This window comes from Nonomuraea sp. MG754425, from assembly GCF_021699195.1.
Classification (GTDB): domain Bacteria; phylum Actinomycetota; class Actinomycetes; order Streptosporangiales; family Streptosporangiaceae; genus Nonomuraea.
In genome coordinates this window covers 1-14,772 of record NZ_SSXE01000222.1, presented here as the reverse complement: position 1 = coordinate 14,772, position 14,772 = coordinate 1, and the positions used below count along the sequence as shown (strand labels likewise).

The 14,772-nt window shown below is 72.5% G+C and carries 13 protein-coding genes and 1 pseudogene; 3 read left to right on the top strand and 11 right to left on the bottom strand.

Annotated features, from left to right (window positions below; translation table 11 throughout):
• Positions 1-901, bottom strand: a pseudogene (locus tag FAF44_RS45690) (hypothetical protein); the annotation flags it as partial.
• Positions 902-1,271: 370 nt separating this feature from the next.
• Here FAF44_RS45690 and FAF44_RS45685 point away from each other — a divergent pair.
• Together FAF44_RS45685 and FAF44_RS45680 are read left to right on the top strand one after the other, a co-directional pair.
• Entirely contained in the window at positions 1,272-1,595 is a 324-nt protein-coding gene (locus tag FAF44_RS45685) for an STAS domain-containing protein (protein WP_237109713.1), read from the top strand.
• Between the two features lie 33 nt (positions 1,596-1,628).
• The gene (locus tag FAF44_RS45680) at positions 1,629-3,050 is read left to right on the top strand and encodes an RNB domain-containing ribonuclease (RefSeq protein WP_237109712.1); all 1,422 of its coding nucleotides are present in this window, start codon (positions 1,629-1,631) and stop codon (positions 3,048-3,050) included.
• Positions 3,051-3,066: 16 nt separating this feature from the next.
• On the opposite strand, the gene FAF44_RS45675 is transcribed toward FAF44_RS45680, so the two are convergent.
• The 9 genes from FAF44_RS45675 to FAF44_RS45635 form a co-directional block, all read right to left on the bottom strand.
• The gene (locus FAF44_RS45675; protein WP_237109711.1) at positions 3,067-3,666 is read right to left on the bottom strand and encodes a TetR/AcrR family transcriptional regulator; all 600 of its coding nucleotides are present in this window, start codon (positions 3,664-3,666) and stop codon (positions 3,067-3,069) included.
• Between the two features lie 151 nt (positions 3,667-3,817).
• Positions 3,818-5,653, bottom strand: coding sequence for an ABC transporter ATP-binding protein (locus FAF44_RS45670; RefSeq protein WP_237109710.1), 1,836 nt, complete (start codon positions 5,651-5,653; stop codon positions 3,818-3,820).
• Between the two features lie 339 nt (positions 5,654-5,992).
• Positions 5,993-8,716, bottom strand: coding sequence for an RNA helicase (locus tag FAF44_RS45665; protein ID WP_237109709.1), 2,724 nt, complete (start codon positions 8,714-8,716; stop codon positions 5,993-5,995).
• An 81-nt stretch (positions 8,717-8,797) separates the two neighbouring features.
• A complete protein-coding gene (locus tag FAF44_RS45660; protein WP_237109708.1) occupies positions 8,798-9,691 on the bottom strand; it encodes a diacylglycerol kinase in 894 nt (297 codons plus the stop codon).
• Positions 9,692-9,731: 40 nt separating this feature from the next.
• Positions 9,732-10,640, bottom strand: coding sequence for a twin-arginine translocase subunit TatC (gene tatC, locus FAF44_RS45655; RefSeq protein WP_237109707.1), 909 nt, complete (start codon positions 10,638-10,640; stop codon positions 9,732-9,734).
• Positions 10,641-10,674: 34 nt separating this feature from the next.
• The gene (gene tatA, locus FAF44_RS45650; protein ID WP_237109706.1) at positions 10,675-11,046 is read right to left on the bottom strand and encodes a Sec-independent protein translocase subunit TatA; all 372 of its coding nucleotides are present in this window, start codon (positions 11,044-11,046) and stop codon (positions 10,675-10,677) included.
• A 28-nt stretch (positions 11,047-11,074) separates the two neighbouring features.
• On the bottom strand, positions 11,075-11,275 hold the full coding sequence (locus FAF44_RS45645) for a hypothetical protein (RefSeq protein WP_237109705.1): 201 nt from the start codon (positions 11,273-11,275) through the stop codon (positions 11,075-11,077).
• Entirely contained in the window at positions 11,272-12,237 is a 966-nt protein-coding gene (locus tag FAF44_RS45640) for a YafY family protein (RefSeq protein WP_237109704.1), read from the bottom strand. Before FAF44_RS45640 ends, FAF44_RS45645 begins: the two co-directional genes overlap by 4 nt.
• Positions 12,238-12,271: 34 nt before the next feature.
• Entirely contained in the window at positions 12,272-13,222 is a 951-nt protein-coding gene (locus tag FAF44_RS45635) for a YafY family protein (protein WP_237109703.1), read from the bottom strand.
• 95 nt (positions 13,223-13,317) lie between these two features.
• On the opposite strand from FAF44_RS45635, the gene FAF44_RS45630 reads away from it, so the two are divergent.
• Complete coding sequence (locus tag FAF44_RS45630) at positions 13,318-14,328, top strand: DUF3866 family protein (RefSeq protein WP_237109702.1); 1,011 nt, start codon at positions 13,318-13,320, stop codon at positions 14,326-14,328.
• Here FAF44_RS45630 and FAF44_RS45625 read toward each other — a convergent pair.
• Complete coding sequence (locus tag FAF44_RS45625) at positions 14,274-14,753, bottom strand: DUF3291 domain-containing protein (protein ID WP_237109714.1); 480 nt, start codon at positions 14,751-14,753, stop codon at positions 14,274-14,276. The genes FAF44_RS45630 and FAF44_RS45625 overlap by 55 nt on opposite strands.
• Positions 14,754-14,772: the final 19 nt, after the last annotated feature.

The window sequence follows — 14,772 nt, the reverse complement described above, 5'->3', positions numbered from 1 at the left end:
CTCCCGAGGCACCGCTCCCCGCGCCGGAACTCCCCAGGCCGGCACTCCCGGTGCCGGCATTCCCCAGGCCCGCACCCCCGGCACCGGAACTCCCGTTGCCCGCACCCCCGTTGCCCACACTCCCGGTTCCGGAACTCCCCGGCTCGGCGCTCGCCGTGGTCGCGCTCCCCGCGAGAGGGCTCCTGGTGGCGGCACCCCCTGCGGCCGTCCCCGCATCCGCCGGCGCGCCTCCTGCGGCGAGGTCCACCTCGCCCGCCATGCCTCCGGCCGGGTCACCGTCCGCATCGTCGGCGACGTCCCTGGTGAGGGACTTGATCGGTGTGCCGTTGACGTGCGTGAGCACCCTGCCCCCGCTGTCCTGGCCGTCCGGGCTGTCCGGCACGGTGGCCTGCAACGCTCCAATGCCCGCCTCGGCCGTCCACCCGCCGGGACGCACGATCTCGCCCACGGCATGGGCGAAGCGGGCGGCGTCCATGCCGTCCACCTCACCCTCCAGCCAGCCGGGCCGCAGGTGCAGCACCCCCGGACGTTCGGCGGCGGCGAACCGTTCCAGCAGGACGGCGACCGTCTCCTGCGGGTCGTGCAGGGCGGCGTCCCCCCGGGCCGCGAAGGCGTCGGCGAGCAGGTGCAGGGAGATGAGCCGTGGCGGCTCGTACGTGGTGAGCACTCCCTGCTCCCCGTCCACCCGTACGGCGTCGCCCGCCTCGTGCCGGGCCCGCAGACCCTCCATGAACGCCGCCCGGGCCTCGGGTGTGAGCGGCAGTTCCCAGCTCCGCTCACGCCCGGCCCCGAACCCGTCGGACCCACTCACCGGATCCGCGCCGGAGGTGCCGTTCCGGCTGAGCCACCAGGCCACCGCGCCCACCACGGCGGCGGCCAGCACTGCGACTGCGATTAACACGATGTCGGTTCGCTTTCCCCTCGGACCTGAACAGGGCTAGCAGCGTAGTGACCGCTCCCGACAAATGGGGAAATTTCCCTAAATATGATCAGCCTCACCGGCAACAACCTCGCACACCCGTCCCGCAGCCGCACGCCCGAAACCCCGTCAAAGGTGAGATTTCTTCCCCTGTTCCCCAAAATGGTTTTCCTGAGGAATTCTCCTTTCCATCCCCATCAAAACCCCCTCTCGATGCGTGCGGACAGACATGTACACTCCATTCCGGAAGCCCACAGTCGCTCTCAGTGACACGGGCATGACATCTGGTGCCTGAGGGCTGGTCCGCACGACCGACGGGGCGATCCCGGCCCGGAAAGAGCGCGGAGCCGAGATGGATCCACTACACCTGACCACCAGCCGCCACGACGGGACGCTCACCGTGAGCGTGTCCGGCGAGCTCGACATCGCCACCACCGAACAGTTCCGCACCCAACTGCTCGCCCTGCTGCGCGAGGCCGACCGCTCCCGCCTGCCCCACCCTGAGCTGGTCATCGAGGTGAGCCGGCTGTCCTTCATCGACGCGGCCGGGCTCGGCATCCTCGTCTCCGTACGGAACCAGGCCGCCACCCAGCACACCCGGCTGCACATCAAGGGCGTGCCGCCCGCCATGCGCCGCCTGCTCCGGATCACCGGCCTCGACCAGCACCTCGCCTGACCGCCGCAGCCGCGCGCCGGTAGGTTGTCACGCGTGCCTACGATTCAGGTCCCCGATCAGATACCTCTCAAGCTGGAGGACGGGTTCGAACGGCTCCGGCGGGAGCTGAAGCTGCCGGACGGCTTCCCCCGCACCGTGCTCGACGAGGCCGCGTGGGTGGCCCAGGTGCCGAGGCTGGACGCCGCGGACCGGTCCGACCTGCCGTTCGTGACCATCGACCCGCCCGGCTCGATGGACCTTGACCAGGCCGTGCACCTGGAGCGGCTGCGCTCCGGCTACCGCGTCTGGTACGCGATCGCCGACGTGGGCGCGTTCGTCCGCCCCGGCGGCGTGATCGACACCGAGGCCCGGGTGCGGGGCGAGACCGTCTACCTGCCCGTAGGCCGGGTCCCGCTGCACCCGCCGGTGCTGTCGGAGGACGCGGCCAGCCTGCTGCCCGGCGCGCTGCGTCCCGCCGTGGTGTGGCGGATCGACCTCGACTCCGACGGCCGCACGGTGGGCGCCGACGTCGAGCGCGCCCTGGTGCGCAGCCGCGAGCGTTACGACTACGACTACGTGCAGGCCGTCCACGACACCGGCACCGCCGACGGCGTGCTCGAACTGCTGGCCGAGATCGGCGAGCTCCGGCTGGCGCTGGAGCGCGAGCGCGGCGGCGTCACCCTGCCCACCCCCGACCAGGAGGTGGTGCGCGAGGGCGGCGGCTACCGCCTGGAGTTCCGCCTGCCGCTGCGGGCCGAGGCGTGGAACGCGCAGCTCTCCCTGCTGACCGGCATGGCGGCGGCCACCATGATGCTCGACGCCGAGATCGGCGTGCTGCGCGTGCTGCCCCGGCCGCGTCCCGGCGACCTGGCCACGGTGCGCAGGGTGGCCGCGGCCCTCGACGTCCCGTGGCCGGAGGGCGCGGGGTACGGCGACGTGGTGCACGGCCTGGACCCGAAGACGGGGCGGCACGCGGCGTTCATGCACGAGTCGAAGGTGCTGCTGCGCGGCGCCGGCTACGTGGCCTTCGACGGCGCGCCGCCCCGGCTGGCCGAGCACGCGGCGGTCGGGGCCCCGTACGCGCACGTCACGGCCCCGCTGCGGCGGCTGGTCGACCGTTACGCGACGGAGGTGTGCCTGGCGGTCGCGGCCGGCGAGCCGGTCCCGTCCGGGGTGCGGGCGGCGCTCGCGGCGCTGCCGGAGCTGATGTCGGCCTCCGGCCGGCGCGCCGGCGGCGTCGAGCGGGCGTGCGTGGACCTGGTGGAGGCGTTCCTGCTGCGCGACCGGGTCGGGCAGGCGTTCCAGGCGGTGGTGATCGACGTGGACGAGCGGCGCGGCGGCGGGCAGGTGCAGCTCGTGGAGCCGGCGGTGATCGCCCGCTGCGACGGGGCGCTGCCGCTGGGCGAGCAGGTCACGGTGCGGCTGTCCCGGGCCGACCCGGCCACCCGCGAGGTCCGTTTCACCCTCGCCACGTGACGACGCCCCCCGGCGCTCAGAACGCCGCCGGCGGCGCGGACGTCCTGGCCCGCATGCCCTCGCAGACGATCTCCGCCATCCGCACCGCGCCGCCCCTGGCCAGCGCCCGGCGTTCGGCGGCCAGGCAGCCGCGCAGCAGGTCGTGGACGTCCTGCGCGGCCAGGTCGGCGCGTACCGCCCCGACCCGCTGGGCCCTGGCCAGCAGCCGGGCCAGGGCGGCGGCGAGGTCGCCCGCCAGGGTGGAGCCCGGCGGCAGCGACATGCCGGAGCCCGCGTCCAGCATGTCGCACAGCGCCTGGTTGGGGGCGGCCTGCTCGACCACCCGGGCGAACCAGCCGAAGAACGCCCGGCCCGCGTCCTCGGCGGTGGAAAGCGCGCGGGCGTCGGCCACGAATCCCTCGATCCGGCCCAGCAGCACCGCCTCGACCAGCGCCTCCTTGGTCGGGAAGTGCCGGTAGACGGTGCCGACGCCGACCCCGGCGCGCCGGGCGATCTCGTCGAAGGAGATCGTCAGCCCGTCGCTGGCCAGGGCCTCCTGCGCGACCTGCAGCACCCGCTCGCGGTTGCGGCGGGCGTCGGCGCGCAGCGGCCTGGCGGCACTGTGGTCGTCACCCATGGCCCCTGCCTTCGACCTGCCTTCGAGACAAACGGAGAAAGCTCTCCGATTCTATCGACCGCATTACCGGACATACCACCCCGAACTCTGATGATCGACACGACGGCGCCCGCCCCACTCGCGTGGGACGGGCGCCGCGCGTACCGACCGGCTAGGGCGAGGGCGCGCCCTCGCGCCCGGCCGGCGTCCCCCGGACGGCCGAGCGGACCGAGCGGGCGGGCACCCCGACCCGCTTGAGCCGGATGCGCTCCTGCCTCGGCACCGGCTCCAGCGCCACCACGCGCACCCGGTCCGGCAGGTGCCGCAGGTCGTGCGTGATGAGCAGCGTCGTACGCCCGGCCATGAGCCGCCGCAGCGGCCCCATCACCTGGGCGGCCGTGTCGTCGTCGAGCCCGCTCGTGGGCTCGTCGAGCACCAGCACCGGCGTGTCGCGCAGGACGGCCCTGGCGATCGCGATCCGCTGCCGCTGCCCGCCCGACAGCAGGCGGCCCCGCTGCCCGACCGGCGTGTCGTACCCCTGGGGCAGCAGCCTGACGAAGTCGTGCACCCCCGCCACCTCCGCCGCCCTGAGCACCTCGTCGAGCGAGGCGTCGGGACGTCCGTAGGCGATGTTGTCGCGTACGGAGCCGGAGAACAGCAGCGTCTCCTGGTGCAGGATCGTCACGTTCTCGCGCAGCGACTCCCGCGTCAGGTCACGCAGATCGGCGCCGTCGAGCAGGATGCGCCCCTCGTCCGTGTCGTAGAAGCGCAGCAGCAGCTTGGCCACGGTGGACTTGCCGGCGCCGCTGGGCCCGGCCAGGACGACCACGTCACCGGGCCCGGCCGTGAACGACACGTCCCGCAGCACCGGACGGCCCCGTCCCGGATAGCCGAAGCCGACCCGGTCGAACGCGATCCGGCCCTCGCCCCTGCCCACGGCCACGGCGTCGCCCGCGTCGGTCACGGTGGGCTTGGCCTTCAGGATCTCGATGACCCGGTCCGAGCCCGCCGCCGCCTCCGACACGTTCAGCGCCAGCTCCCCCAGCCCCTGGACGGCCGGGTAGAGCAGGGCCAGGTAGGCCGCGAAGGCCAGCAGCCCGCCGAGCGTCAGCCGGCCCGCCGCGATCTCCCACGCGCCGAACCCGAGGATGACGATCAGGCAGACCGTCTCGATGACCTGGACCACCGGGCCGTACAGGCCCGCCAGCCACGCCTGGGCCATGTTGGCGCGCAACCAGCCCCGGCCCTCCCCGTGCAGCCGCCGGGACTCGGCGCCCTGCCGGTTGTAGGCCTGCACGAGCGGCTGGTTGGCCAGCCCCTCCTCCAGGACGCTGTTCATCGCCCCGTTGCTGGCGCGTTCCAGCGCCGCCGCCGTCCTGAAGCGGGCCGCGAAGACCTTCGAGACCACCAGGAACAGCGGGACCAGCGCCATCGTCAGCAGCGCGAGGTCCCAGCGGATGAAGAAGGCCGCCCCCGCGAAGAAGACCACGCTGGCGACCGTGGTGATGGCCTTGACGAGTCCGGACCCGACCAGTTCCTCGATGGCCTCGACGTCGTCCGTCAGGCGGGCCATGAGGTCGCCCAGCCGCCGCTTCTCGGAGAAGTCGGGGGCGAGCGTCTGCAGGTGCGCGTACACGCGGTCGCGCAGGGCCAGCAGGAACCGTTCGGCGCCCAGCGCGGTGAGGTACGCCCCGCCGAAGGACGCCGCCCCGGCCAGCGCCGCGAGCCCGAGCCACCAGAACGCGGGCCCCCAGAAACCCGCCAGGTTGCGGGTCGTGAGCACTTCGTCGGTGATATGTCCGAACAGGCGGATCGCGGCGACCTCGCAGAGCGCGGCCAGGATGGCGAACACCACTCCGGCCGCGAACAATCGCCGCAGTCCTTTCGTGTCCGGCCAGAACTCGCGGAAGGTGCGGCGAAACGGGATCGCCGGTGCGAGTTCACGGCCGGAGGCGCTCAATGAGAGCCGGCGGCTCAGCCGCCGGCTCTCAACGGAGCGCTCTAGCACCCCCACCACCTGCGGTGGCAGCAGCTCCACCTACGGAAACAGCGGCGCCGGCGACGGCACCCCCATCCCACCTGGAATCCGGCCTTGGACAGGTAGGTGTTCGCCATGATTCCTCCCCCGTTGGCTGAACACTGACAATTCGGACACTAGCACCCGAATTGCTCTAAATCAGCAGATATTCGCTGACTTCAATGAGTCTTGACCGGTAAAACCAGCGCGGAAAGGCGTTCGCGGCGACCGCGTAAAGGCGTCAGGCCAACGGTAAAAAGGCACGGAAAGGTCAGCGGACAACAAAAGATGCTCCTGAGAACCAGTTCTCAGGAGCATCTTCCGGACGGCTCAGGTCAGCGACGAGTACGCCACCACACCCCGGCGCATCGCGTCCACCGCCTTGCCCGCCGTCTGCTTGATCTTGCTGCCGGGCGGCGCCGCGTTCCCGAGCTGGCCCAGCAGGTCCATCAACTGCTTGACCCACCGCACGAAGTCACCCGCCGCCAGCTCGTTGCCGTTGATCCCCTCCATGAGCACCGCGTCGAGGGCGTGCCCCTTGGTCCAGCGGAACGCCGCCCACGCGAACCCCAGGTCGGGCTCCCTGATCGTGGACAGCCCGTGGTCGGACTCGATGCCCTCCAGCTCGCCCCACAGCCGGATCATCGCCGACAGCGCGTCCTGAGCCCGCCCGGCCGGGATCTTGGGACGACGGGTGTCGTCGGACGCCCGCGACTCGAACACCAGCGCCGACACGCACGCCGCCAGCTCGGCCGGCTCCAGCTCCTCCCACAGCCCCTGGCGCAGCGACTCGGCCGTCAGCAGGTCCAGCTCGGTGTAGAGCCGGCCCAGCCGCCGCCCCTCGTCGGTGACCGCCTCGCCGTCGAGGTAGCCGAGCTGCTCCAGCACTGAGCAGATCCGGTCGAACGTCCGCGAGATGACGTGCGAGCGCCCCTCGACCCGGTGCCGCAGCCCCTCGGTCTCGCGCAGCAGCTTGTGGTAGCGCTCCGCCCAGCGGGCGTGGTCCTCGCGCTCGTCGCAGCCGTGGCACGGGTGCTGCCGGATCCGCCGCCGCAGCTCGCTGATCTCGTCGTCGTCCACCGCGTGGTCACGCGCCCTGACCGGCTTGCCCAGGTCGCGGTCACCGAGCTTGGCCAGCAGCGTCGAGACGAGGTTGGCACGCTCCTTGGGCGAGCGGCCGTTGAAGTTCTTCGGGATGCGCAGCTTCTCCAGCGGCTCCACCGGCACCGGGAAGTCGGCCGGGTCGAGCTTCTTGATCTGCTTGCCGATCGTCAGCACCAGCGGGCTCGGCCCGAGACCGCGCGGGTTGCGGCCCGGGTCCAGCACGATCGCCAGCCCCGCCCGCCGCCCGCCCGGCACCCGGATGACGTCGCCGGGCTCCAGCGCCTCCAGCGACCGCACCGCCGCCGCCCGGCGCGCCGCGCCCCGCTGGCGCGACAGCTCCGCCTCGCGGTCGGACAGGCGCCGGCGCAACTCCGCGTACTCGGGGAAGTCACCCAGGTGGCAGGTCATCGCCTCCTGGTAGCCCTCCAGCGCCTCCTCGTGCTTGCGCAACTGCTTGGCCAGCCCGACGACCGCCCGATCGGCCTGGAACTGCGCGAACGACTCCTCCAGCAGCGTCCTGGCGCGTTCCCGGCCGAACTGGCCGACGAGGTTGACCGCCATGTTGTACGAGGGCTGGAAGCTCGACCGCAGCGGATACGTACGGGTGCCCGCCAGGCCCGCCACCGACAGCGGGTCCATGCCCGGCTGCCACAGCACCACCGCGTGCCCCTCGACGTCGATGCCGCGCCGCCCGGCCCGCCCGGTGAGCTGGGTGTACTCCCCCGGCGTCAGGTCGGCGTGCGCCTCACCGTTCCACTTGTCCAGCTTCTCGATCACCACGCTGCGGGCCGGCATGTTGATGCCCAGCGCCAGCGTCTCGGTGGCGAACACCGCCTTGACCAGCCCGCGCGTGAACAGCTCCTCCACGACCTCCTTGAAGGCCGGCAGCATGCCCGCGTGATGCGCGGCCAGGCCCCGCTCCAGGCAGTCGCGCCACTCCAGGTAGCCCAGCACGGCGAGGTCCTCGTCGGGCAGGTGCGCGGTGCGCTCGTCCACGAGCTGCCTGATCTCGTGGCGCTCGCGGTCGGTGGTGAGCCGGATGCCCGCGTGCAGGCACTGCTGCACGGCCCCGTCGCAGCCCGCCCGGGAGAAGATGAACGTGATCGCCGGCAGCAGGCCCTCGGAGTCGAGCTTCTCGATCACCTGCACCCGGTCCGGCGGGCGCGAGCGCTGCGGCCGGCCGTACCCGCGCCGGCCCCGGCCCGCCGTCAGCCGCTCGGCGTCGCGGGTCACCCGCATCAGCGTCGGGTTGATGCGCGGCGTCAGGTCGTCGGTCATGAACATGTCGTAGACGCGGTTGCCGACCATCATGTGCTGCCACAGCGGCACCGGCCGGTGCTCGTCCACGATCACCGTCGTGTCGCCGCGCACCTCGCCCATCCACTCGCCGAACTCCTCGGCGTTGCTCACCGTCGCCGACAGCGCCACCAGCCTGACCGACTCGGGCAGGTGGATGATGACCTCTTCCCACACCGCGCCACGGAACCGGTCGGCCAGGTAGTGCACCTCGTCCATCACGGCGAAGCCCAGCCCGGCCAGCGTCGCCGACCCGGCGTAGAGCATGTTGCGCAGCACCTCGGTGGTCATCACCACGATCGGCGCCTCGCCGTTGACGCTGTTGTCGCCCGTCAGCAGCCCGACCTTCGCCGTGCCGTACCGTTTGACCAGGTCGTTGTACTTCTGGTTGGACAACGCCTTGATCGGCGTGGTGTAGAAGCACTTGCGGCCCTGCTCCAGGGCGAGGTGCACGGCGAACTCGCCGACGACCGTCTTGCCCGACCCCGTGGGCGCCGCCACCAGCACCCCGTCGCCGGCCTCCAGGGCACGGCAGGCGTCGAGCTGGAAGTCGTCCAGCTCGAAGTCGTACAGACCTCGGAACGATCTGAGAGCGGCCCCGTCGTCCCCGTGCTTCTGACGGAAGGCCGCGTAGCGTTCCGCTGGAGTTGTCATACCTGTCAGCCTACCGAAATCGCCATTCCGGTCCGTCCCGCCCATTCCGGCCACGGATCCGGATCCTGTACCGTCCGACCGTCAAACGATCACGCGTAACGCCCCGGGCAGCACCTCGCAGTGGACCGGGGCCGGCCCCACCCGCTCGCCGTCGGCGTAGGCCACCATGCCCTCGGCCGCCACCCGCACGCTGCGCACCCGCCGCACCGACACCGCCGGATGCCGCACGTGCGTGCCGCGGAACACGCCGGGGAACACCCGCAGGAACTCCGCCCTGGACACGCCGCCGACCACCACCACGTCCAGCAGCCCGTCGTCGGGCCTGGCGTCCGGGCACACCCGCATGCCCGCCCCGTACGACCGCGTGTTGCCCACCGCCACCAGCATGGCCTCCGTCTCGACGACCTCCTCCTCGTCCAGCGTCAGCCGGAACGGGACGGGCCGGAACGAGCCCAGCTCGCGGGCCGTGGCCACCAGGTAGCGGGCCTTGCCCGGCGGCCAGGTGAGCCGGTTGGCCCGCTCGTTGACCCGGGAGTCGAAGCCGCAGCACGCCACCCCGGCGAACACCTCCTCGGCCGCACCCGTACGGATGCGGGCCGCGTCCAGCAGGCGCGTCTTCATGCGCAGCACGGTCCGGGCGGCGGCGACGGGGTCGGCGCGGGGCAGGCCGAGGGCGGCGGCGAAGTCGTTGCCGGTGCCCGCGGGGATGATGCCGAGCGGCACGTCGGTGCCGGCGACCGCCTGCGCCGCCAGGTGCACCAGGCCGTCGCCGCCGAAGGCCACCAGGGCGTCGGGTCGTTCGGACACGGCCGTGCAGGCGCGTTCGAGCGCGTCGGCCGCGTCGTCGCCGACGATCACCGACAGCTCGGCCCCTCCGGCGCGCAGCCGGCGCGCCACGGGCTCGAGCAGGCGCAGACCCCGCCCGCCGCGCGCGGCGGGGTTGACGAGCAGGACGAGTTCCGGAGAGGAGGACACGCCCGGAATTTATCGCTTGCCGGGCGGAACCGGAATGCCTTTACCGCTTGTCCGTGCCGGGCGGCTCCTCATCGGCGGGCGTGGGGTCGCCGACAGGCGTGGGATCGCCGACGGGCGCGGAGTTCTCGGCCAGCGGCGAGGCCTCGTCGTCGGACAGGTGGGAGAAGTCCTCGGTGCTCGGCCGGCGCTTCTCACGCAGGTACATGACCAGCTCGGCCAGGAAGTACAGCAGGATCATCGGCGCGGCCAGCGCCATCATCGTGAGCGGGTCGCCGCCGGGGGTGACCACGGCGCCGAAGACGAACATCACGAAGATGACCGTGCGGCGGTGCTTCTTCACGGCCGCGTGCGACAGCACCCCGATGATGTTGAGGAACACCAGGAGCAACGGCAGCTCGAAGGAGACGCCGAAGATCAGCAACATGATCAGGACGTAGTCGAGGTACTCGTCGATGCCGATCGTGGCGACGGTGCCGTCGAGGGAGAAGCTCAGCAGGATGCCGAGGCTGGTGTCCATGATGAAGTAGGCCAGCGCGGCGCCGCCGGCGAACAGCGGGACGGCCAGCGCGAGGAACGCCATCGAGTAGCGCTTCTCGGTGCGGTAGAGCGCGGGGGTCACGAACGCCCAGATCTGGTACAGCCAGACGGGCGAGGCGAGCACGAGCCCGACCAGCAACGAGACCTTCAAGGTGGTGAAGAAGGACTGGAAGATGCCCGTGTAGACGAGGCTGCACTCCCCGTTGAGCTGCTGTGAGGCAGCGGTCTCGCAGTAGGGGGCCTTGAGCACGGCCCAGACCGGGTCGAAGACCAGCCATCCGATGACGATGCCGACGATCACGGCGGCGATCGCGATGAGCAACCGGTTGCGCAACTCGCGCAGGTGCTCCATGAGGGGCATGCGGCCCTCGGGATCACGCGTGGGCCGGCTGGACCGTTTGAGCAGCGTCATCTAGCAATCCAGGTGACGAGGAGGGACAGGGGGCTCAGGCGTGCTTGTCGGCGGCCTGCGCGGCGGCGCCGGCGCGCAGCCTGGCGGCCTGCTCCTCGAGCTGGCGTGCCTGCTCCTCGGCCGAGAGCGCCGGAGCGGGGGCGGGTGCGGGGGCCGGGGAGGCCTGGAGCTGCTGCGGCTGCGCGGCGGCGGGCTGCGGCTGCGCCTGCGGCTGGACGGGGGCCTGCTGGGCCTGGACGGTGTGCTGCGTGTCGTCGTCGTCCTCGCGCAGCTTGGCGGTCTCCGACTTGAAGATGCGCAACGACCGGCCGACGCCGCGGGCCATCTCGGGCAGCTTCTTGGCGCCGAACAGCAGCACGAGCACCAGCGCGATGATGAGAAGTTCGGGGACTCCGAGGTTCGGCATGAATCGCCCTTTCTAGCAAATGCCTGTTTCAGCCACGATCGTACGCTGCCCGCGGCGTGGTCTCATCCCCCCGGGCCGTCAATCTGGCCCGCCCCGGCTCGAGCTGGGCCTTCGCCGCGACGATTTCCGCATTCAGACTACGTGCCGCGGCGACGACCCGGGCACCGGCGACGGCGAGCACGATCAGCCCGGCCACGCCCAGCCCCGCCGACAGGTAGATCCACGTCATGACTGGTGAGCGTACAGGGCCAGGGCGCGCCCGGCCTCACGGCGTACGGTCTCGGCCATGTCCGGCGGCGAGACGACCCGGCCGGTGTCGCCCAGGCGCAGGGCCAGCTTGAGTATCCAGTCCTCGTCGCGGGCCCGCAGCGCCACCCGCAGCCGGCCCTCGCCCAGCTCGGTGACCTGCTCGCACGGGTAGTACTCGGCCACCCAGCGCCCGGCCGCGCTCAGCTCCAGCTCCACCAGCTCGTCGGTCGGCGAGGGACGGAAGACGCCGGCGGTGACGTCGCGGGGCTCGGCCCCGGCGGGCGGGTCGGCGGGCACGTCGAGCACCTCCACGCCGAGCACCCGGTCGAGGCGGAACAGCCGCATCGCCTCCGCCCGGTAGCACCAGCCCTCCAGGTAGGCGCGGCCGTCCACGACGACGATCCGCATCGGGTCCACCTCGCGCGGCGTCACCTCGTCGCGGCCCTGCACGTAGTAGCGCAGCGACAGCCGCCGGCCCCTGGTGAGGCCCTCGCGCACGCGCGGCAGCGCGTCGGGGGCGGCGTCGACGTCCACGGAGACCTGGCTGCTGACGGTGGCCGCGCCGTCACCGGCGGCCCGCTCCAGCTTGGCCGTGACCCGCGGCAGCGCGTCTCCCCGCACCTCGGCCAGCTCGGGGCTGGCGGCCAGCATGCGCAGCGCCACCAGCAGGGCGCTGGCCTCGTCGATGCCGAGCCGCAGCGGCCTGGCGATGGTCTCGGCGTTGTCGATGAGGATCTCGCCGCCGTCCCAGGAGACGTCGATGAGGTCTCCCGGGGTGTGGCCGGGCAGCCCGCACATCCAGACGAGCTGCAGGTCGTCGATGAGCTGCTTCTCGCTCAGCCCGAACACCGCCGCCACCTCGCCGACCTGCGCCCCCGGATGGGACATCAGGTACGGCACCAGCGCCAGCAGCCTGGGCAGCCTGTCGGCGGACCCGCTCATCGGCTCCCCTCCCCCGCCGCCGTGATCGCGGCTGTCATGCCATCGCCCCCTTCAGCCGCCGGATGACGGCCTCCCGCGCGTCCGGCGGCCCTACCACCTCGACGTCGGCGCCGAGGCTGGCCATCCACCCGGCCAGCCGGTCGGGGTCGGTGAAGGCCAGCTCGGCCTCGTCCCACCCGCCGTCGCCAGGACGTACGGCCCTGGCGAGCTGCCGCAGCCCCTCGCACGCCCCCTGGCGCACGCGGACGACGGCCACCCGCTCGTCGCTCGGCTCGTCGGGGAAGCCCACCATGGCCCGCAGATCGACGCCCGGGGGCACCTCGACGACGCCCGCCCTGCCCACCGTCGCGACCTGGCCGGCGATGCGGCTGAGCCGGAAGGCGCGCGGGGCGTCCCTGTCGCGATCGTACCCGGCCAGGTACCAGCGCCCGCTCCGGCTGACCACGCCCCACGGCTCCACGGTGCGGCTGCGCACGCTCTCGCTGCCGGCGCCGCGGTAGTCGAAGCGGACCACGCGGCGGTCGCGCACGGCGTTCCACAGGGCGGGGAAGGCCGGGTCGCGGGTGTCCACCCGCAGCTCCAGCGCCCCGGTGCCGATGGGCTGGTCGGTGGCCACGCCGCCGGCGCGCAGCTTCAGCAGCGCCCCCGAGGCCGCCTCGGCCAGGCTGGCGCGCTGCCACACCTGGGCGGCCAGGCCGAGCACGGCGGCCTCGTCGGGTTCCAGGGTGATCTCGGGCAGCTCGTACGTCTCCCGCTCGATCCGGTAGCCCGGCTCGTCCTCCCACGGGTCGCGGACGACGTCGATGGGGATCCCGATCTCGCGCAGCTCGTTCTTGTCCCGCTCGAACATGCGCTGGAACGCCTCGTCGCCGTCCCGGTCGTAGCCGGGGACGGCCTGGCGGATCTGCTCGGCCGACAGCGGGCGCCGGGTGGCGAGCAGGCAGATCACCAGATTGAGCAACCGTTCTGTCTTCCGGCGCGACATCTGCCTCACTCCTCCTTCATCGACGCTACCCTGCCCCCGTGATCAGATGGCGCAGAGGCGAGGTTGTACGGATCCGACGCGAGTGGCCGGGAGCGATGGAGCTGGACGTCACCGTACCCGAGGGGGAGTGCCGGGCGCTGGCGTATCCAGCGCTGGTGGGCCGTCCCGAACCCGGCGATGACGTGCTGCTCAACACGACCGCGCTCGCGATGGGTCTCGGTACGGGAGGTTACGCCATGGTGGTGGCCGTCCCGAACCGTTTGCCGGAAGATCCGCAGGGTCCTGGGCACCTGGTGAAGGCCAGGTACACGCCGCTGCAGGCCACGGTGCAGGGGGCCGACGAGCAGGATTCCCCGTATCACGAGCGGTTGCGGGAGGCCGACTCGATCGACGGGATGCCGGTGGTCGTGGCCGATCTGCACTCGGCGCTGGCCCCCATCCTGTGCGGCCTGTACGCGAGCCGGGCGGGCGCGCGGGTGGCGTACGTGATGCAGGACGGCGGGGCGCTGCCGGTCTGGTTCTCGATGGCGGCGGCCCGGCTGCGCGAGGTGGGCTGGCTGGCCGGGGTGGTGACGGTGGGCCAGTCGTTCGGCGGCGACGTCGAGGCGGTCACCGTGCACACCGGGCTGCTGGCGGCCCGGCACGTGCTGGAGGCGGAGGTGGCGATCGTCACGCAGGGGCCGGGCAACCTGGGCACGGGCACCCGCTGGGGCTTCTCGGGGGTGGCGGCCGGCGAGGCGGTCAACGCGGCGGGGGTGCTGCGCGGGCGGCCGGTGGCGGCGCTGCGGGTCAGCGAGGGAGACCTGCGTGAGCGCCACTACGGCGTCTCGCACCACTCGCTGACCGCCTACGGCCGGGTCGCGCTGTCCCCGGCCGAGGTGCCGGTGCCGGAGCTGCCGGGCGAGCTGGGCGAGCGGGTCAGGGACCAGGCCGAGCTGCTGGCCGTCCGGCACCGCCTGGTCCCGGTCCCGGTGGACGGCCTGCGCGAGGCGCTCGAGACGTCACCGGTCCGGCTGTCGACGATGGGCCGGAGCCTGGACGAGGACCTGGCCTACTTCCTGGCCTCGGCCGCGGCGGGCAGGCTGGCGGCCTCGCTGCTGTCGTAGGAGTCCTTGAACGTGAACGCCGCGGGGCTCGGGCCCTCGCTCTTGAGGCGTTCCAGCCGCCGCATGCCCTCGTCCAGCGTGGGGATGTCCCCGGCGGGCACCCACCACATCACCATCGACGGCTCCGCCATGCGCAGGAACCACTCCCTGCGCCGCCGCAGCACGGCCAGGTGCTCGCTGCGGTAGGCGTAGTTCCACAACGTCTCCAGCGACTCCCACACCGAGAAGTTGATCAGCAGGTGGCCGCCGTAGTCGTGCGCGACGGTGGCGGTGGGGTCGCTCTCGCTCTCCTTGAGCCGCCACACGAACCCGGGGGCCGCGTCGGCGACGGCGTTGATCGGTTCGAGCAGCGCGACGAACTCCGCCAGTTCGGCGCTCTCGACGGGGGCGCGCAGGTGGGCGAGGTTGAGCTGGGCCAGATGCATGGGGGCCAGGGGTGTGGGG